Genomic DNA, 19,569 nt, shown 5'->3' on the forward strand with positions numbered 1-19,569 from the left:
TTACTGGTGCAAGATCGATCCGAAGCATATTACTGCCCAGGAGCTACAGCTGCTGGACCTGACGCCAGAGGAATTACCCTGTGATGATTTCCATCCGGATGAAATTTTACAACACTTTGTCGGAAGAATAGCTGCAGGGTTTAATCAGCGCTCCGGTCCTGCACACGATCTACCTATATATCCCAGATCCCCCCGCTTTTTAATGAAATTTAAGCTGTTTTTTGACGATAAATATACGTCAAGAGTTCGATAATTAACATAGGAGAACCAAATGGCTGGACCGGAAGCGAGTTCTAACATCAATACTAGCAGAGCGAATCCCGCTCCCCGGACCGCCGCAAACATTCCCAATGAAAATGAGCTCTGGGCCAAGCTGCAGGCCGCCGATCCGGATGACCGGTTCGAAGCCGTCCAGCAGTTAAAGCGATTATGTCAAGCCCGGCCCATACTCAAATATCCCGAAAAGATCGAGCTGGTCCTGCGGGCCTATAAAAATGAATTTGACCGTTACAACCAGGAGAAAAACCAAAACAAAAAAGAAGTCCTCGCTCATGTTATCGGCAGTTTTATCGATCTGTTTGTTAAATTTAAAATAAAAGAAGCCGGCCCTCTTTTAAATAAAGGTTTGAGCGATCCGAACATCGGCTGGCTATTCGCCCTGGCCGTGGCCGAGATCGGCAACGCTTCGGCAATCCCCGCGCTCCAGGCGCAGTTTTCGCAAACTCCCTCGCGAATAAGCGCCGTGGCCCTGCTTAAATTGGGTGAACCGGGCGTCTACCGCGATAATTATCTCCAGGAAGATCTAAAAATATTTGATGAGCCGGATGACCGCCTCATCTATCCTAATGTCACCGAACGACAGATGGCGCTGGGCATTGCGGAGAGAGGTTGTTCGCCGTTCGGGGGAATGATGGCGCCGATCAATCCGAATAATCCTCCGTTCGGGCCGGGCTTGCCCAACTGGGCGGTCGTGTCTAAATGCAGTTATACCCAGATAAGCGTGCCGACCACGGCCGCCGGAATGAAACCGGAAATAAAAGAGAATATCGGTCTTTTGATCGGCGCTCTGGCCGAAAAACATGACGGCCAAAAACTCATCCCGCTCCTCCTGACCTTGCTCTATCATCCCAAGCATCCTATCGATAAACCAACGATCGCCGCGGCCTTCAAGCGGGTGGTTGCCCAGTCCGATATACCGCTGCTCCTCGAACAGTTAAAGAGATTTCCTTACCCTGACACCCTTTCGCTCATCTCGCCTTTTTTTAAAGAGCAGATCGCTGCCGGTTTTCTTGCGCCAGAAACCCACCAGGCGGTCGTCGAGGCGTTCAAAGGATTATTGAACCAGCGGGAATTGAGATCGGTCGCGCTTGACTTTCTGGCCGAAACAAAAGAGCGGAGCATTATTGAATATCTGGAGCGCACGATCAAAACGACCGGTTACTGCGCCGCCGAGGTCGAGGCGCTCGCCGGTTTAAGAAATCACCCCGCTGAATTTGAGAATGTTTTTTACAAAGTACTGGCTGACGAAAAATATAAGACCACTACGGAGGACGCCCGATTTTACGCCGCCCTGGCGCTGTCCCAGTCGCTGGCCGGCCGGAAAGACGCGGCCGCCGCTCGCATGGCCATGCGCCTGTCCGGTTTCCTGACCAATAAGCTGGCCGACCCCGCCTCATCGGCCAAAGAAACGCTGCTGCTGCTGGAAAGTTTCAAAGATCTTCAGGAACCGGCTTATATCCCCGATGTATTGGCCAAGTTGAAGCAGAGCCGGGCGGCCCTCGGCGCCATTCCAGCCCACTGCCCGCCGGAATTAATGCCGGCAAAAAAAGAAAATCAGGTGGTCAGATTTTTTGCCACTTTAACGATCGCCGGCCTGGCGACCAAAGACAACACGGAAGCGTTAAAGACGATTGACGAGGAAATGAGCTACTGGAAAAGTTATCTCGCCGAAGTTGAACGGGAACACACGGCCATGACCACGGCGCCCGAACAATATCAGTTCGCGCTTCAAGTTAAATCTTTCGTTCAGTTGGTGGAAAAAATAAAAGACGATGAAGCAGTAAACAAAAACGCGGACCAGCCGGCTAAACCTTGATGATCTGGCCCCGCTCCGCACCCACTGAGATCAAAGAGACCTTCGCTTCGGACAGCTCGGCCAGTTTATCAAGATACTTTTTCGCGTTGGCGGGCAACTGCCGGTAATCGGTCAATTTCGTCAGGTCCTCTTTCCAGCCCGGCAGTTCCTCATAGACCGGCTGGCAGGTCCCCAACCGGACGATATCGGTCGGAAAATCTTTGACGACTTTACCCTTGCGCTCGTAGGCGACGCAGACCTTGATCGTCTCAAAAGAATCTAGCACATCGAGCTTGGTAATGGCCAGCTGGGTCAAGCCGTTGACCTTGGAAGCGTGACGCATAACCACTCCGTCAAACCAGCCGCAGCGCCGCGGCCGGCCGGTGGTCGTCCCGTATTCCCCGCCCCGCTCGCGCAGCTGGTCGCCGATGCCGCCGACAATCTCGGTCGGGAACGGTCCGCCCCCAACGCGCGTGACGTAGGCCTTGACCACGCCGATCACCTCATCGATCTCCTGCGGGCCGAAACCGGCCCCGATGCAAGCGCCGCCGGCGATCGGATTGGACGAGGTGACGTAAGGATAAGTGCCGTGATCGACATCAAGCATCGTCCCCTGGGCCCCTTCCATCAAGATGCGTTTGTTGCCGGAGATCGCGGAATTTACGAGGCTGGACGACTCCTCGACCACGTAAGCTTTCAGCAGTTCAAAAAAGCCCAGATATTCTTTTTTAATCGCCTCAAGATCGTAATTGACGTTGAACTTATAAAAATTGTTCAGCAGGAACGACTTTTCTTTTAAGTTCCAGTCAAGTTTTTGCGTAAAGATATCAGGGTGAAAAAAATCGCCCACGCGGATGCCCCGGCGATTGAACTTATCGACATAACAGGGACCGATGCCGCGGTTGGTGGTGCCGATGCGGCCGGCCTCGTGCTGCTGCTCCTGCGCGGCGTCGAGATCGCGGTGATAAGGAAAGATCACGTGCGCCTGGGAAGAGACCTTGAGGTTGTTGACCGGGAAACCCGCTTCACGCAGCGACTTGATCTCGCCCAACAGTCCGGCCAGGTCGAGCACCACACCGTTGCCGATCACACAAACGACGCTGGGATAAAAGATGCCCGAGGGGATCAAATGCAGTTTGAAGGTCTTGTCTTTAATAACAACGGTGTGGCCGGCATTGTTGCCGCCTTGGTAGCGGACCACCATGTCCATATCCTTGGCCAGAAGATCGGTGATCTTACCCTTACCTTCGTCGCCCCATTGCGTGCCGACTATTACTGTAACGGTCATATAATAATTATATCATGGTTCGAGCGGCGGCAGGCGTTTGATCGCCGCTTCGCCGAATGAGGTTTTCGAAAAGAAAATGGCGGCTTCGGCCCGGGTCAGCGGGTCGTTCGGCCGGTCGAGCTGGCCGGTCAAGTCGAGCCTCCTGAAAGCTTCTCGCCTCGACACCAGTTTATCCGGTTCGGGCACGAGCGTTGGCGGCAGTTGCCTGGCCGACGAAACCATGGTCTCGAACTCGCGGCGCGTCACTTTTTTGTTGGGCTGGAAAGTCCTGTTCGGATAGCCGCGCAAAAGCCCCGCCGTCGCCAGCTGTTCGATCTCTGCTCTGGCCCAGTGGTTTTTGGGCACATCCTTGAACTTGACCAATTTCACCTTGGCGAGGCCGGCCCTTTCGGACAAAGACGCGGCTTCCGGCGTGACAATCGCCACGGCCGCCGCTTCCGGCGACGCCGGCTTTTTCTCCTTCACGCCGACGTAACCGAGCGAAAAATATTGGGTAACGGCCTGGGTCGGGTCCGAGCGGCGGTACTGGGCGTAATCAAAGGTCACGCCGGCATATTTAAGACCGACGCCAAAAGTCAGGTCGTTATAGGTCTGGCTGATGCCGTTGGGCGTCTGGTTAATGCCGAACCGTACGGCCAGTATCTCGACCGGCTCCCACTCCAGCCCCAGGTGAAGCAGGTATTGCTGAAAATCCGAGTTTTTGCTCAAGTCAAAATTCATCAGAAGAGAATGTTTTTGATACTGCCTGAGCCCGTTTTCCCCCAAAACTTTGAGCGAGGCGCCGACCGCGATCCGCAGGGGGAGATTATCGGTCGCGCCGTTCTTGTAACTGATCTGGCCGGTAAAATTCTTAACATCGAGGCCCAAGCCCAACCCCGGCCGGGGCTGATATTTTAAGCCGGCGCCCAGCGCTAGCCCCCCGCCGTACAGGGACTCATAGCCGGCAACGTCTTTTGAGTAGCCGGTCACGACATAGCGCAGATCACCGCTGACCGAAATATTCGGGCGCAGGCACTTTAAATAAGTGAAAATAAAATCCTGATCGGCGGCCGTCACCGTTTCGGTGGAGACCAAAACGTTGGCCTGGGAGCGATTGCGATAACCAATGCCGACGGTCCCGCCCAGCACACCAGGCCAAACCCCGCCGACCGCGGCAAAACTAATGTCGCCGGGAGCCGTGTAGTAATAACTGGTCAAATTCATTTTATTGAGCGCGGCTAGACCGGCGGGATTGGTAAAAATGCCCGAACCGTCATCCGCTAAGCCCATGTAAGCATTGCCCAGCGCAATGGGCCGCACGCCGGTCTCATTCTCCAAAAGAGGCACGGCCCGGCCCGAAGCGGGGAATAAAAGAAAAAAGAAAAAAACCAGCGCTATAAATTTACAGTTTTGGGATTGCAACGTTAAATGTCACTTTTTTGCCGACCGCAGGATAAACGATCGTCACGGTGTAATTGCCCCCGGCCAGCGGCTTATTGTTGGTCGTCGTCCGGTCTTTGAGCAATTCGCTCAGGGCGTTCATCCCTTCCGTGACGTCAATTTGTTTTTCAACGACTTCCACCCCATCGGCCCGGTGCACAACCAGGATCGCTATGCCGGCAACCGGCGAATTGAAGTTGGCGTTGAGCGTAGCGCCCTCGGGGCCGGGAACAACGCTAACGCTCGGCTGCTCGACCGGCACGGTCGTGGTCGTGGTCGAGGTGGTGGTAGTGGTCGTGGTAGCGGTGTCAAATTGCACGTTGGTATTGTTGCCGCTGTCGGTTGAATTGAGTATCTGAAGGACGGTCGCGTTGATATTATTCAAGTCCTTGGCGTCGACATAGGTAACGTTGCGCCCGACCCGGGGATCGATCTGCCATTGCGTGCCGGCGGTCGTGCTTCTCAAAGTGATCAAATTGCCGGCCGCGCCGTTGAACGTCAGGTTATTGCCGACCGTCTGGGTCTTGCCCGCCTCAAAGTTGATCTGGCCGCCGGCAGCCGCGCTTTCCAGATTATAAAAAGTATTGTCGCCGAAGATCGTCTGGACCGAGCCGGCCGGGACGTTCAATTTGATCGTGCCGGTGCCGGCCGTGAACGTCCCCGAGTTAGACCAATCGCCGGGGACAGCCAGCGTGGAGCCGCCGAGTTTAAGAACGTGTCCGGCCGGGATCTTAAGGGCGGCGGCCAGGACGATCCCCGAACTAATGACGACTACAAATAACGCGAAAAATATTTTGTTGATCATTTTACTAAAATTACTCGATTACTTGGCCTTAAGTTTTGCGATCTCCCCTTTCAACTCATTAATTTGTTTCTGCTGTTCCTGCACCGCCTTGGCCAGCAGGGCGGTGAGCTGACCGTAGGACAGGGTCAGCTTCCCTTCATCCCCGTGAACCACTTCCGGAATGACTTTTCTGACGTCCTGCGCGATAAAGCCGATGTCCTCTTTGCCGTCCTGTTTCCAGTTATAGCTGACGGGCCGCAACTTCATCAGATCGGCCAGGCCGTATTTAATGTCTTTGATATTCTTTTTTCGCGCGCGATCGGAAGCATCGGTCCAAACACCGGCGCTGGACAAATTTGCGCCGGAAACACTTTCTAAGATCGTAAAACGCGAGCGCGTTCCGACATCGTTGGCAATATTGTCCAGTTGAAGCAGTGTTGTTGAGCCATCGTTATTGCTGATCTGCAGTTTGGCATCCAAACTATAACCGGTTGTCTCCCAGGTATTGACACCAACCTTGGTTTGGCCGACGTATAACATCGGCGTAGCGGAGTTATTACCGATCATCACGGAATTGGGCGTGTTATTGGTCAGTTTATTTGAAGACGAGACTCCAAAGCCAAGTACCATTGAATTGGCGGCGGTCGCACTCAAACTTTGGCCCAAAGCATAAGAAGCATTGCCGCTGGAGGTGTTGCTTTTGCCGATGGCGATCGCATCAATTGCGCTGGCGGTATTCTGCCGGCCGATCGTAACAGAATTATCGGCGCTGGAAATACTGGCATTGCCCAGAGCGACCGCGCTTGCTCCCGAGGCGGCTGCGCTCAAACCCTGCGCAAAAGAAACAAGTCCGGGCGTCGCGGTATCCACCGCGTTTGGATATAAAGTCGCTCTCAAGCTGGCTGTGACCGGGTCCCATCTAAACTGGGGATAGTAACTGGTCCCTCCGGCCACTACAGCCGGTCCGTTCCCTTTAACTTCTCCGCTTGAATTTATCCGCAGGACCTCGACTGATGAAGAGTCTTTGATGGACAAGGCGGTCGCGCCCACCGTATCGCCTAAAATAACTTCCGTGTCGGCCGCGAAAACCGCCCCCGAGATCAATACCCCAACCACCAAACCACTTAACAATCTACTGGCCATATTTTTTCCTCCCTGTTCCTAAATTATTGAGCTAATTTTATATGAATCTCTTTTAATTGTAAAGGATTAACTTCGTCGGGAGCGCCGGTCAGGGGGCACGAAGCCGATTGGGTCTTCGGGAAGGCGATCACGTCGCGGATCGAATCAACTCCCGCGAGTAGCATGACCAGCCGGTCTAACCCCAAAGCTATCCCGCCGTGCGGCGGGGCCCCGTATTCCAGCGCTTCCAGGAAAAAGCCAAAGCGGCGTTGAGTTTCCTCGTCGCTGATCCGGAGAAGTTTGAAGACCTGGGCCTGGATATCCGGCCGATGGATCCTGATCGAGCCGCCGCCGATCTCGGTCCCGTTGAGGATCAGGTCGTAAGCCTGCGCCTTGACCGTCCCCGGCTCTTTCAGGAAACGCGCTTCCAGGTCGTCCCAGTTACCGTGCGGCGCGGTGAAAGGGTGATGGTTGGAAACCCAGCGGTTTTCCGTTGCGCTGTATTCAAAAAGCGGAAAATCGGTCACCCAGAGGAAATGGTAGCTATTGGCATCGATCAGGTCCAGTTTCTTCCCCAGGATCAGGCGCAATTCGCCGAGGACTTGGTGGACCACTTTCGGTTTATCAGCCATAAAGATCAAGACATCGCCCGTCTCCCCTTTGAGCCGGTCGACGATCGCGTTGATCTCTTCCGGCTTGAAGAACTTGACGATCGGCGACTTTAGGCCGGCCGCGGTCAGCGCGACCCAGGCCATCCCCTTGGCCCCCAAAGCTTTGGCCGACGCTTCCAGGGCATCAAGTTCCGAGCGGGACAGCTTCTCCCCGCCTTTGATGTTGATCCCCTTGACCAGCGGCGCTTCGCGAAAAACCTTGAACTCGACGTTCTTAACGAGATCGGAAACATCAACCAGTTCCAGGCCGAAGCGCGTATCCGGTTTATCAGTGCCGTAGCGCCCCAGCGCCTCTTCCCAGGTTAGCCGGGCGAACGGCAAGTTGATCTTGGGGATATTCTTCCCCCGATAGAGATCAATGTCTTTTTCTAAAGCGTCCAGCGAACTTTTCAGCAACCCTTCGATCATGGCGATAATGTCATTCTCTTCCACGAACGACATTTCGATATCAAGCTGGGTGAACTCCGGTTGGCGGTCGGCCCGCAGGTCCTCGTCGCGGAAACAGCGGGCGACCTGGAAATACTTTTCCATCCCGGCCACCATTAGAATTTGCTTGAAAAGTTGGGGGGACTGGGGCAAGGCGTAAAATTTGCCGGGCGAGACCCGGCTGGGGACCAAGTAATCACGCGCCCCTTCCGGCGTCGATTTGCCGAGGAACGGGGTTTCAATCTCGAGAAAGCCTTCCCGGTCCAGGTGGTCGGACATCGCCTTAATGATCTTATGCCGGAAAACGAGGTTTTCCCGCATCCGTTCTTTGCGCAGGTCGATGTAGCGGTATTTCAGGCGGACAGTCTCGTCCGGTTCGGTCCGCGCGTCGGCGATCTCAAAAGGCGGGGTTTTGGCCGTGTTCAGAATGTCCAAAGCCGCCGCCGCGATCTCGATCTCGCCGCTCGGCAACTCTTTATTGGCCGTTTCGGGTGACCGTTTAACTACCTGGCCCTTGACCGCGATGACATACTCGCTGCGCAACTGTGAAGCTTTGGCGTGCAGGGCGGCATCAGAGCTGGAAAAGACGACCTGGACCAGGCCGGAGCGGTCGCGCAGGTCGATAAAGATCAGGCCGCCATGGTCCCGCCGGCGATGGACCCAGCCGACGGCCTCGACGGTACTATTTTCGTGTTTAGCGCGGATCTCGCCGCACTGATGGGTGCGTTTCATTCAAGACAATTATAGCAGATTAAAAAGAAGCCGTAAATTGATTCTATTTTTCAAGGCTGGCGGACCTTTTCCGCGTTACCAATATTTTTAGTAAAACCCGCTCCGAACTGCTCCCGCGCCTCAACTATCCAGGGGTACTCTTTTTCTTCCCCCGCGTTATCATTATTAAGGCCGATCGGGCCCTCCCCATTCTTTAAAAATACGGTGAACCTGTTCCCGTCAAAGGAGAAGCCTCTTCTCAAAATGGCCAAATTGAGATTTCCTGAACTGGGACCTTCCCAAAACGCCCGTTGGTTATAGCCTTTCAAAGAATGGTATTTATTCGCTCTACTGCCGTAACAATTTGGATCAAAAATGGTCATGATAGCCCCCGCCGCCACATCCCTGGCAAAGCGAAACAGATCAATTCCCAGGGGAGGCCAGGACTGAATGACTAAAGACGCGTATCCCTGGTATTTCTTGACCGCCCAAGCCGCGTCGGCGCAGGCCAGCTCGAGATTGGGCTGCGAAAACCGGGACCCAGTCAGGAGGACCGGGTTAGGATCAATTCCCGCCACCCGGACCCGGCCGGTGCTGGCCAGCAAAAACGGCAAAAACCCGTTCCCGGTGCCGATGTCCAAAACTAACGGTAAGCCATCTCCGTTATGGGCCTTTTCCGCAACAGCGGCAATTCGGTTTATTGAAGTTCGGGTCGGCATCCAGAAACAGGCCAAGGTTCTCTCTTCTTTATCCCCCATACCGGCCATTTTCATAACGTCGGAAGCAACGAAATGTTTTAGCTTTAATTCTTCGAATGAAGGCGTCGCGAGATGGTCACACATAGTAACCTCGGTCGGCCGCCTTTTGGGCGGCTGCCAGTTTGGCACACTAGGATTACCGAACCGATATTTTGTTCTTTCAACCGAGGTCATATTGCTCATTGACTATTGATTATCGGCTTATTTTGAGGCAAATTTCAGGTTATGTAAGCGGGCACCGAATATATACTCCATTGATTTGGCCCTGTCGTTTTGCTATAGTTTTCCCCATGAACAACAAATTGTGGCTCCTTCCTGCTCTCTCCCTGCTGGTCTTCACTCTGGCCGGTTGTATCCAACCCTCCCCACCGGAGGTCACCTTGCAAAATTACGCCTTGAGCCAAGTGACCCTCCAAGGAGTCGAGGTAAATTTCAATCTGCTGGTCAAGAACCCCAATCCGATCTCGATGGACGTGACCAATTACGCCTATAAGATCTACCTCAATGACATTGAATTCCTGAACGAGAACCGGACCGGCTTTAGCCTGCCGGCCTCCGACCAGAAGCTGGTCGCCATTCCGGTCTATGTCAGCTACGACAAGCTCTTTGGCACGGCTACGGCGATCCTCAATACGATCACTTCCGGGGCGAAAACGATCAGCTACCGGATAGACGGAACGGTCAACGCCGGCCTGCTAGGAGCAACGGTCGCCACCCCGATCAAGGCCTCCGGCACGATCCCCCTGCCCAAAGAATTGCCCAAGGAGATCAAGTTCTAATGCACTGGAAGGGAATCATCGAAGAATACCGCGAATATTTGCCGGTCACGGAGGCGACCCCGATCGTCACTTTTGGCGAGGGGAACACCCCGCTGATCTATGCCGAAAAGATCTCGGCCCTGACCCGGCTCCAGGTCTATCTCAAATATGAAGGGATGAACCCGACCGGCTCGTTCAAGGACCGCGGCATGACGCTCGCCATCAGCAAGGCAAAAGAGGCGAACTGCAAGGCGGTCATCTGCGCGTCGACCGGCAACACCTCCGCTTCCGCCGCCGCCTACGCCGCCCGGGCCGGGATGGACTGCATCGTCATCATCCCTAAAGGGAAAATAGCCCTCGGCAAGCTTTCGCAGGCGATCATGCATGGGGCAAAAGTTTTCGAGGTTGACGGCAATTTTGACCAGGCGCTCAAACTGGTCCGCGAGCTCGGCGAGACTTACCCGGTCGAGATCGTCAATTCGATCAATCCGTTCCGGATCGAGGGGCAAAAGACCGGCGCCTTCGAGGTTTGCGATCAGCTGGATGCCGTCCCCGACTTCCACGCCATCCCGGTCGGCAACGCCGGCAATATCACCGCTTACTGGAAGGGCTATAAGGAATACTTCACCGCCAAGAAGATCTCGTCCATCCCCAAGATGATCGGTTTCCAGGCCGAAGGGGCGGCCCCGATCGTCCTCGGCCATCCGGTCGAACACCCGGAGACGATCGCCACCGCCATCCGGATCGGCAATCCCGCCAGTTGGAAAAGTGCTGAAGCGGCCGCGGTCGAATCGGGCGGCTCGATCTCGATCGTGACCGACAGCGAGATCGTCGCCGCTTATCAGCTGATCGCCCGGCAGGAGGGGGTATTCTGCGAGCCGGCCTCGGCGGCCGGGGTCGCCGGCGTGATCAAGCTGGCCAAATCCGGCAAAATACCCGACGGCTCAACTGTCGTTTGCGTCCTGACCGGCCACGGGCTCAAAGACCCGGACAACGCGATCATGTTCGGGGAGAAGCCGGAGTTTGTGGAGTGCAAGGCTGAGGCGATTGCTAAACGTTTAGGCTACTAATTACCCCTAAGAACTCGATTTTTTGGAGAATGGAGCACAGAACACGGAACATAGAACACAGGGACCCTGTGCTCCGTGTTCCATTTTCCAAGCTCCGTGCTCCTATTTCCGCGCTCTAAATTCCCTCTTCTTTGACCGACTTGATCAACCCACTTAGTACCCTGCCAACCCCATTCATCTTTTCATACAATTCTTCATATTGCTGCTTGGTAATGTATTGTATCTCCAAGCAAAGTTTAATTAGCGGCAAACACTCGTAAAGCGACCCTTTTGCAATATTATAAAATTGCCTCTTTTCTCTAGCGTGGAACCGCCCCTGCCCCTCCGCGATATTAAGGGGGATTGAAAGCACCGCTCGGAACAGTTGGTCGCGAATTATCCTATCAACAATATACCTTCTTAATTTATAAACTCCGGTCGTAAGCTCCAAACCTCTTTTGTAAGCCTCAAGATTCTCAAAAATGAACATTTTGTCGTTGTCACCTCCCTACTCCCACCCCAACAGCAATCCCATTGCCAAGCAAACTACTCGTGGATTTACTCAAAAGTGGCGAGATTTCGTCAGCCGGGGCGGCTCGTAACGCGTAAAGCGTAACGAGTAATGCGTACAATGTTTTATATTTGACGCTCTGTCGCGCGGATCAACCAGCAATGGGGGATTGGTCCCCCCAAATGACTAGCTTTTTTGGAACACAGGGTATTTTCCCCGTGTTCCGTGCTCTGTGCTCAATTCTCCGTGCTCCACGTTTCCGTTTCCCTGTGTTATTATTACCCCATGCCAAAAGTTTCCCTCACCCGTTGCGCGACGTATAACCAACCGGAAGTTGATGCGGCCCTGCAGCAATTGCTGGAGCCGCTCGGCGGGATGGCTAAGTTTGTGCGGCCCGGCCAGAAAGTTTTGATCAAGCCGAACGCCTTGCTGGGAGAAACCCCCGAGCACGCGGTGACTACCCACCCCGCAGTGATTGGAGCGGTGGTCAAAGCGGTGGTAAAGGCGGGCGGGATCGCTCTGGTCGGCGACAGCCCGGGGAACGCCCACTCCAATGTCCACTTAACGATGGAAAAGACCGGCTTCAAGGTAGCGGCCGAAAGTAATGGCGGACAACTGGTCTATTTCCAGCATGAGGGAGTGGTTGAACTTCCCAGTCCGAGCCATAGTCTTAAAATGCCCAGCATCCGGATCGCCAAAGCGGTCCTCGACGCTGACGTAATAATCAACTTACCCAAGCTTAAGACCCACGGCTTGACCCTCTATACCGGCGCGATCAAGAACATGTTCGGCTCTGTCCCGGGTTTTCACAAGACGAGCTACCATACCGCCTGCCCCCGCGCCCGCGATTTTGCCGCGGCTATTGTCGACATTTATCAGATCACCAAGCCGGCTCTGAACATAATGGACGCAATCGTCGGCATGGAGGGGCCCGGCCCGAACAGCGGCGACCCGAGAAAAATGGGACTGCTTATCGCCTCGACCGACGGAGTAGCTATGGACGCGATCGGCTCTTATTTGATCGGCTACGAGCCGTCACGGATACTGACCACACTGGACGCTCATCAGCGCGGGCTCGGCGAGATCGACCTGAAAAAGATCGAGATCATCGGGCCTGAACTCGCCGCCCTAAGACAGGCCGACTGGCGAAAATCATTCAGCAATCTCGGTCTGATCGGCGAACTGCCGGACTGGCTGATCAAATTGCTCTCCCCGCTCCTCGAGCAGATCAAGATCTATCCGGTCATCGACCAGAGCAAATGCACGAAATGCCTGGTCTGCGTCAACAACTGCCCGGCCAAGACGATCAAGAAAACTCACCCCCTGCCCAAGCAAACTGGTCCCTCCCCCTCTCTTAATAAGAGAGGGGGAGTCGGAGGGGGTGAGTTAGTCGTTTGGATCGATCAAAAGAACTGCATCAGTTGTTTCTGCTGTCACGAGCTCTGCCAATATAAGGCGATCGAGCTCCAGCGCTCCTGGCTGGTCCGATTGCTTAAACTAGGTTAAGGAGGACAAGAAAATGAACTTCTCTCGGAAAAACGTGATCGGCACGATGTTGCTGCTCAACTTATTGGCCGCGGTCAGCCTGGCGTCAGCCAACCCCGTCTCTCTCCCCGCCCTGAAAGAAAAGCAATTCGACGGGCGAGAGCTGAAGCTGGTCAAAGTATTGGCAAAGAACGCGATTTACACCCGCTACTATATTACATATAAGAGCGGCCAGCTGACCATCTCCGGGATCATGAACGTGCCGCAGGGCCGCGGCCCTTTTCCGGTCATCATCACCAATCACGGCTATATTAACCCCGCCGTTTACACCAACGGGCGCGGCTTGAAGCGGGAACAGGATTATTTAGCCCGGCACGGTTATGCCGTCCTCCACCCTGATTACCGGAACCATAACGGCTCGGACAAGACCACCGGCGACAGCCTGGAACAGCATCTCGGCTACGTCGAAGATGTGATCAATGCCGTTTACGCGATCAAGAACTCCCGGCTAAGTTCCCTTGATAAGGAACGGATCGGCCTGCTTGGCCACTCGCTAGGCGGCGGGATCGCCTTAAGCGTGATGGTAACAAAACCTGACCTGGTCAAAGCCTATGTTCTCTTCGCGCCGATGAGCAGCGATTATCGCGATAATTATTACCGCTGGATCGCAAAGCACCGCGAACCAAAATACGGGTCGCCGGAAGCGACGCGGCAGATCATCGCTAAGTACGGCTCACCAGAATCTAACCCCCAATTCTGGGATGAGATTTCCGCCAAAACTTATATTGACGAGGTCAAAACGCCAGTTCTCGTCCACCACGGCACCGCCGACAAGTCGGTCCCGCTCGCCTGGTCGGAGAAACTGGCGCGGCTCTTCGCGGAGCATAAAAAGCAATTAAAACTGGAAGAATACCCGGGCGAACCGCACGAATTTATCAAGGCCTGGCCTCTGGTTATGAAGCGGACGGTCGATTTTTTCGACCTTTACTTAAAACAAGTCCAGACGACAACTTAAAAGGAGGAAGCAATGGCTAAAAAGATCAAAGTAACCAAGAACGGCCCCTATCTAGTCTCCGGCAATATCCCGCTTGATAAAGCGTTGATCATTGGCGATGCCGAAGGGGCCCCAGCCAAATGGGAGTTTGGCAAAAAGTATCCCGCTCAAGAGAATTATTCCCTTTGCCGTTGCGGGCGATCAAAGAACGAGCCGTTTTGTGACGGGGCCCATATTCAGGCAAATTTTGACGGGACGGAAACGGCCAACCGCAAGCCTTGCCTGGAACAGTCGGAGACAACTTACGGCCCGGACCTCGACCTGACCGACGCTGAACCGCTTTGCGCCATCGCCCGTTTCTGCCACCGCGCCGGCGACACCTGGACCCTGACCGAACATTCAGACGACCCAAAGTCAAAAGAGCTCGCCATCCAGGAAGCCTGTGATTGCCCTTCCGGCCGGCTGATCGCCTGGGAAAAACGTTCCGGAAAACCGCTTGAACCAACTTTTGAGCCATCGATCAGTGTCGTGGAAGATACCGTGCAGAAGGTCAGCGGGCCGCTCTGGGTCAAGGGCGGCCTCCCGGTCGAAGCAGTCGACGGTTTCCAGTACGAGGTCAGGAACCGGGTCACTCTCTGCCGCTGTGGGAAGTCTGACAATAAGCCGTTCTGCGACGGGAACCATTCATAATTCAAGCTTCGCCTGTCCGCTGTTTGCCCCAAACCCCAGGCCATTGTCTTATCCTCCCATCTAAGCCAGCGGATACTTTTCATCTACAGCCTTACGGCTATAGTCTCGCTTGGCTAATAAATATCGACTGAAATTATCCGGATAATTAACGATATATACTTAGCGTAAATTCCTTTAAATATAAGGGGTGGAGAGCCAATGATCAAGGGAACCAATTACATAAACTACGTTTACTTTCGGGCCAAGACAGAAGCCAAGCTCTTCGCCCTTAAACATGAGCGAGTGCTCGAAACCCTGGCCTCGAATGTTTCCATGCTGCCCGTGGTCGCCGCCGCGACTCTCGCTCTGCTTAAACTTTCCAAAATCCCTTTCGTCATCGGTATCTGCTGGGAAAAAAACCTGCGAATAGACGTTGCTAATGCAGTCCGCCAGAAGATATTAAAAGATTTAACCGGGGAAGAAGGTTTCTCGGAATTATTGGAACTGGCTGAACCCTCAATAAAAAAAGCGGTTGAAGAAATATTTTCGGAACTAGTCGCACTTGAGAGGCAAGGCAATTATATTTATCGCGCCGAATTTCAGAGCCGAATAAATGAATTTGTGGATAAAGTGTTGGTTAAGGCTTGGAATGATATCGAGCCTAAGATCCAAGATGCCAACAAAAAAGCGCGGTTGATGGCCTGGATGGACCGGTTAAAAAGTGAGCTCTCGGGGGTTGACGCTATCCAGCAACGCGCCGCCGATCTCCTGCGGGAAACGACGAGAGAAATCTTATACGACTTCAACGGCAAAGCCGAAGAGACGCTCGGCCAATCGATCCCCGGAGAAATTGAAGGCACGGGCGAGGATCATGCCATGCACATTTTAGCGGAAACGATCGTCGAAAAGATCATGGACCGTGATCTTGATTTTGAAGTCGCCATCCGGCAGGTCGTGGCCGAAGTCATGAAAGAGGGCGTGATCGACGCGTCCGGCCAAGAAAACCTGGTCAGAGAGTTATTAATCGCGTCCAGGTCGAACAACGGTACCACCCTCACCCAACTCTTCGAGGATTTTCGCCGGGACTTTTTAGATCCCGGCCCGGGCAAGCTTCGATTGCCCAAAAAAGCCGGTGCCCAGGCCGAACCAAACCGCTCCGCCATAGAAAGAAGGACCGTTTCGACTCAAACAGGAAAGAAAACCGATGGAAACACTCAATAGACTGCCCATCAGACAAAGCGTGCGCTTGATCAGAGATTTGACCATCGCCGCCCGAAGCGCCCTAATTAATCACCCGGGATTGCTACCAAGGGAGCGAACGGCAAAAGAAGCCGTCCCGACCCACAATCTCCTAAGCCTGACACCAACCGGGACCCTGATCCGCGACAGCTTGAAATTAGCGGCCAGGACCCCGACTAACGGAGTGCAAAACAGCGCTGTTAGCGGCGCTAACGGCGTCAACGGCGCGGGCGGCGATGAGCCGCCGCAAACCCCGATCGAGAAGTTGGAAGCGCTGGGCCTGCGCAATATCACCCGGGAAGCCCGCGACGGCGATCTCGATCCGGTCTTTGAACGGAGCGATGAGATGGCGGAACTCTCCCAACGGTTGAAAGGCGGCAGCAACGCTATCTTGATCGGCAACACCGGCGTGGGAAAAACGGCGATCATCGAAGGGTTGGCCCAGGAATGGAGGGACGAAGAAAAAACTTTCTTTTTCAGCCTGGGGATGAAAGACCTCGACCGCTCCGTCCTCGAACCGCAGTTGAAACAAATAGTCGAAACGGTCCAAGACGCCTTCAAACAGGGCTACACCGTTTATCTCCTGATGGACGAACTGCATCTGATGGAACAGGCCGGCGTCCTCGAACTGTTGAAAGAACCCCTCGCCCGCCCCGGTTTCCAGGTCGTGGGCGCCACCACCACCAGCGAGTTTTACCGCTATTTCAACAACGACGCCACCAAAAGACGGTTCGGCGATCCGATCAACATCGAATCGCTGACCGGCGACAAATTGCGGCGGCTGGTCAGGAATATCATCCCGGTCATTCTGGACAGGTTAAAAGGAACGGAAAAGATCGAAGTCCCGCCCGGTTCACGCCAGGCGGCGATCGATCTCTCCCCTCTCATTGTCGGCCGGTTTCCGCCGGACGCGACTATCGCTTTGATTAAAGAAGCGATCGGCAGTAAACGTTCCCAGCTCGGCGACTTAAGAAGAGTTGTGGCGGAAACCCCGAAAAAATTGGCGGATGATATCAACGATCTGATCGAATTTGCCGGCGACCCCGCGACACGCCCCCAGCTCGAGGGGATTTGGAAATCGGTCATCGGCATCGTCGCCGCCTACCTGGAAAGCGAACTGTTGGTAGAAAAAGTCGTGCGCAAACTGGCCGACACCGGCTGTCTGACGATCGTCGAAGGCGATATTCGCGCCCAGGCCTCGAAAATGGCCGGTCTCGACCTGCGCAAGCTCGATGAGCTGGACATTCAACAGCTTGGCCAGATCGAAGCGCGGATCAGGACCCGTTTTATCGGGCAGGACCAGGCGGTTAAAAAAGTCGCCGGGGCCATTAAACGTTACAAGACCGGCCGCCGTAAAAAACAATCGCCGATCGCCACCTTTATGTTTACCGGGCCAACGGGGACCGGTAAAACCGAACTGGCCCACACGCTGGCCTGGCTGTTATTCGGCAACCCGCAAAAGGTCATGACTATCGATATGACCCAGTGCGAGGGGAAAGCCGGAAAAACCCTGCTTTTTGGCCCCGATCCCGGCTTTGTCGGGTTCGACAAGACAAAAGGGATGCTGCCGGAACTGTTTAAAAGAAAAGAGAACCGCCATGGCGTCCTCCTCCTTGACGAAGCAGACAAGGCCGACCCCGACGTCTACGAATCATTATTGGTCATGCTTGATCAGGGTTACGTCCAGAACAAAGAGACCGGCGAAAAATATTCCCTCGAAGACGTGGTTGTCATCATGACCTCGAACCAAGGGGAAGTTCAAATGCTCAAGCCAGAGCAGATCAGGGAACTGGCCAGCGGTAAACCGCCGGCGGAAACTAAGAAGATCACCGACGGATTGATCGAAGCGAACCGCCGGATCGCCGCTGACTCATTTAAAAACCAGAAAGATGAATACGGCCGCGACAAATATCCCTCCGCCTTTCTCCGGCGGCTCGACATTGTTCCCTTCGATTATCTGACCGAAACCGACCTCTCGGCCATCGCCGATATTCAATTGAAGAATTTTATCGCCCAAGTGGAAACTGACCAGAAACTTGAGGTCATTCTGGGCGGCAATGACGCGGAATACCGGGCGATCAAACAATATATTATGGATAGAGGGACCGACCTGGCCGGCGGCGCGCGGCCGCTAAAACAGGCGGTCGAAGAACACCTCGACAATGCTTTTTCCGCCTGGCTGGTCAACAATATGCCGGGCGGCGAGTATATTATCAAGGTCTCGGTCAAAGATGGGGAACTGGTTTTTGAAGAAACCGCCGACAAATCGGAACGGGGCCGCCAGATGGATATCGCGCAGATCGCCGGCCGGAAAGGGATAATACTGCGCAAGATCAGCCAACTGGTCGCTGAAGGAAAAGAAGTTACCGCCGCGATTATCGGCGAGCTCCTCTCCCCTCCCAAAGGAAAAGAAAAAGTTGAGCTCTGGCTGGAAGAAAACGCCTGGCCGGATGACGCAACTGCCCGGACCGAAACGCTGGCCAAGATCAAACAAAGCCTGACCGTCGAGGATCGGCAGGCGCTCGAAGGTGAACTGCCCGAACTCCTGAAGAGCGCCAACCGGGGGATTCTGGCAATAGCGTTATCGCTGACAGCGGAATTAAAACCATTAGGGGTAATAATCAGAACTGAAGCTCTGCGCAATCACGAAGACCCTTTCATCGCCTCGCTGGCGGAACAGGCCTGGACAATAGTTGAGGGAGCGGATAAATTCAACCTCCCGGCTTGGGAGCTCACTCTTGCCCCCGGCGAGAAAAATAAGGTCGACCGGAAAGTCAACGCCGCGCTGGCCGGTCTCAAACAGTTAATGGAAGATAGAAAACTCGCCCTTGAGGAACAGGGAGCCGTCGTTCGTGCCCTCTCCACTCTGATCTATGCCGCTAAAGACCGGCAGGAAAAACTCACCGGAGAAGAACGGAACAAACCGATCATGTTGCGCTGGAGGATCAGCCCGGACGGCGATATGCAAATCTCGGCGGCCAACGCGGACACTGTCAACCGCGAGGAAGATTCCAGATTGGCGCAGTTCAGAAAGAAATATATCGAAGGGGCCAACCGGTCCCTCGTAGTCAGGACAAGCGAAACCGGCACAACTTTTGTTTTCAGCATCATCGCGAACAAAGAGATCGTAGTCGAAATTTCCCCGCCGTCTAAGCCGCTGGCCGAAGCGCTCGCACCTGTCTTGGAGGGCATTGATCAGAATAAAGCCAGATTATTGATCCAAGACCTATCCGCCTTCATTTTAGAATCGTCACAACCGCTGGGGACAATGGTGACGTTTGACAAATTAATCGCCGAGCTCTTGGCTCCCGCTAACCCGCAAATAACTTCGTTCAGACTTTTACTGAACGATTTTAATTTGGACCCCGAATATAAAACCGAGATCATTAATCTCCTGCTCGGGATGGCCGAAGCCCCTAAGTTTCCCAAGATCAATCTAACGCTGACCAGATCGGCAGACGGGACCAATCTGATTTTCACCCTGCCGGCAAGGGCAAATACACCTGAGATCTGGCGCCGTTATGAACACATGGCCAAAGATGCAGGTGTCAACTTCGCCATCAATTCAGAGGGGAAAAACATCACTATTAGTTTAAGGATACCTGATTAAT

General features: G+C 54.2%; 16 protein-coding genes. 9 read left to right on the plus strand and 7 right to left on the minus strand.

The window, feature by feature from the left end; all coding sequences use genetic code 11:
* Positions 1 to 253, plus strand: a 253-nt coding sequence (locus WC903_02870; GenBank protein MFA5892888.1) for a hypothetical protein, incomplete at its 5' end; no start/stop codon positions are given.
* Positions 254 to 271: 18 nt separating this feature from the next.
* Positions 272 to 2,095, plus strand: coding sequence for a hypothetical protein (locus WC903_02875; protein MFA5892889.1), 1,824 nt, complete (start codon positions 272 to 274; stop codon positions 2,093 to 2,095).
* Here WC903_02875 and WC903_02880 read toward each other — a convergent pair.
* The 6 genes from WC903_02880 to WC903_02905 are packed head-to-tail and all read right to left on the minus strand — an operon-like array spanning position 2,085 to position 9,436.
* Entirely contained in the window at positions 2,085 to 3,362 is a 1,278-nt protein-coding gene (locus WC903_02880; protein MFA5892890.1) for an adenylosuccinate synthase, read from the minus strand. The two genes, WC903_02875 and WC903_02880, sit on opposite strands and share 11 nt — an antisense overlap.
* 12 nt (positions 3,363 to 3,374) lie before the next feature.
* Positions 3,375 to 4,688 (minus strand): S-layer homology domain-containing protein, encoded by a 1,314-nt coding sequence (locus WC903_02885; protein MFA5892891.1) that lies wholly within the window; start codon positions 4,686 to 4,688, stop codon positions 3,375 to 3,377.
* Between the two features lie 55 nt (positions 4,689 to 4,743).
* Positions 4,744 to 5,586 carry a hypothetical protein gene (locus WC903_02890; GenBank protein ID MFA5892892.1) on the minus strand — a complete coding sequence of 281 codons (843 nt, stop codon included), beginning with the start codon at positions 5,584 to 5,586 and terminating at the stop codon, positions 4,744 to 4,746.
* Positions 5,587 to 5,604: 18 nt separating this feature from the next.
* Positions 5,605 to 6,708 carry a tail fiber domain-containing protein gene (locus WC903_02895; protein ID MFA5892893.1) on the minus strand — a complete coding sequence of 368 codons (1,104 nt, stop codon included), beginning with the start codon at positions 6,706 to 6,708 and terminating at the stop codon, positions 5,605 to 5,607.
* A gap of 23 nt (positions 6,709 to 6,731) precedes the next feature.
* Positions 6,732 to 8,516, minus strand: coding sequence for an aspartate--tRNA ligase (aspS, locus tag WC903_02900; protein MFA5892894.1), 1,785 nt, complete (start codon positions 8,514 to 8,516; stop codon positions 6,732 to 6,734).
* Positions 8,517 to 8,566: 50 nt separating this feature from the next.
* A complete protein-coding gene (locus WC903_02905) occupies positions 8,567 to 9,436 on the minus strand; it encodes a class I SAM-dependent methyltransferase (protein ID MFA5892895.1) in 870 nt (289 codons plus the stop codon).
* Positions 9,437 to 9,543: 107 nt separating this feature from the next.
* Here WC903_02905 and WC903_02910 point away from each other — a divergent pair, with 107 nt between their 5' ends.
* The gene (locus tag WC903_02910; GenBank protein ID MFA5892896.1) at positions 9,544 to 10,032 is read left to right on the plus strand and encodes an LEA type 2 family protein; all 489 of its coding nucleotides are present in this window, start codon (positions 9,544 to 9,546) and stop codon (positions 10,030 to 10,032) included.
* On the plus strand, positions 10,032 to 11,081 hold the full coding sequence (gene thrC / locus WC903_02915) for a threonine synthase (protein MFA5892897.1): 1,050 nt from the start codon (positions 10,032 to 10,034) through the stop codon (positions 11,079 to 11,081). The genes WC903_02910 and thrC overlap by 1 nt, the downstream gene beginning before the upstream one ends.
* Before the next feature lie 115 nt (positions 11,082 to 11,196).
* Here thrC and WC903_02920 read toward each other — a convergent pair whose 3' ends face one another.
* Positions 11,197 to 11,550 (minus strand): four helix bundle protein, encoded by a 354-nt coding sequence (locus WC903_02920; protein ID MFA5892898.1) that lies wholly within the window; start codon positions 11,548 to 11,550, stop codon positions 11,197 to 11,199.
* A gap of 306 nt (positions 11,551 to 11,856) precedes the next feature.
* On the opposite strand from WC903_02920, the gene WC903_02925 reads away from it, so the two are divergent.
* The 5 genes from WC903_02925 to WC903_02945 all read left to right on the plus strand — a co-directional run bounded on the left by WC903_02925 (position 11,857) and on the right by WC903_02945 (position 19,568).
* Positions 11,857 to 13,077, plus strand: a complete 1,221-nt coding sequence (locus WC903_02925) for a DUF362 domain-containing protein (GenBank protein ID MFA5892899.1) — start codon at positions 11,857 to 11,859, stop codon at positions 13,075 to 13,077.
* Between the two features lie 13 nt (positions 13,078 to 13,090).
* Complete coding sequence (locus WC903_02930; GenBank protein ID MFA5892900.1) at positions 13,091 to 14,071, plus strand: alpha/beta fold hydrolase; 981 nt, start codon at positions 13,091 to 13,093, stop codon at positions 14,069 to 14,071.
* Positions 14,072 to 14,083: 12 nt separating this feature from the next.
* Complete coding sequence (locus WC903_02935; GenBank protein ID MFA5892901.1) at positions 14,084 to 14,740, plus strand: CDGSH iron-sulfur domain-containing protein; 657 nt, start codon at positions 14,084 to 14,086, stop codon at positions 14,738 to 14,740.
* A gap of 198 nt (positions 14,741 to 14,938) precedes the next feature.
* A complete protein-coding gene (locus tag WC903_02940; protein ID MFA5892902.1) occupies positions 14,939 to 15,940 on the plus strand; it encodes a hypothetical protein in 1,002 nt (333 codons plus the stop codon).
* On the plus strand, positions 15,924 to 19,568 hold the full coding sequence (locus WC903_02945) for an AAA family ATPase (protein MFA5892903.1): 3,645 nt from the start codon (positions 15,924 to 15,926) through the stop codon (positions 19,566 to 19,568). Before WC903_02940 ends, WC903_02945 begins: the two co-directional genes overlap by 17 nt.
* Position 19,569: the final 1 nt, after the last annotated feature.

The sequence above is a fragment of the Candidatus Margulisiibacteriota bacterium genome (genome assembly GCA_041658645.1).
Taxonomy (GTDB): domain Bacteria; phylum Margulisbacteria; class WOR-1; order O2-12-FULL-45-9; family XYB2-FULL-48-7; genus JBAZZV01.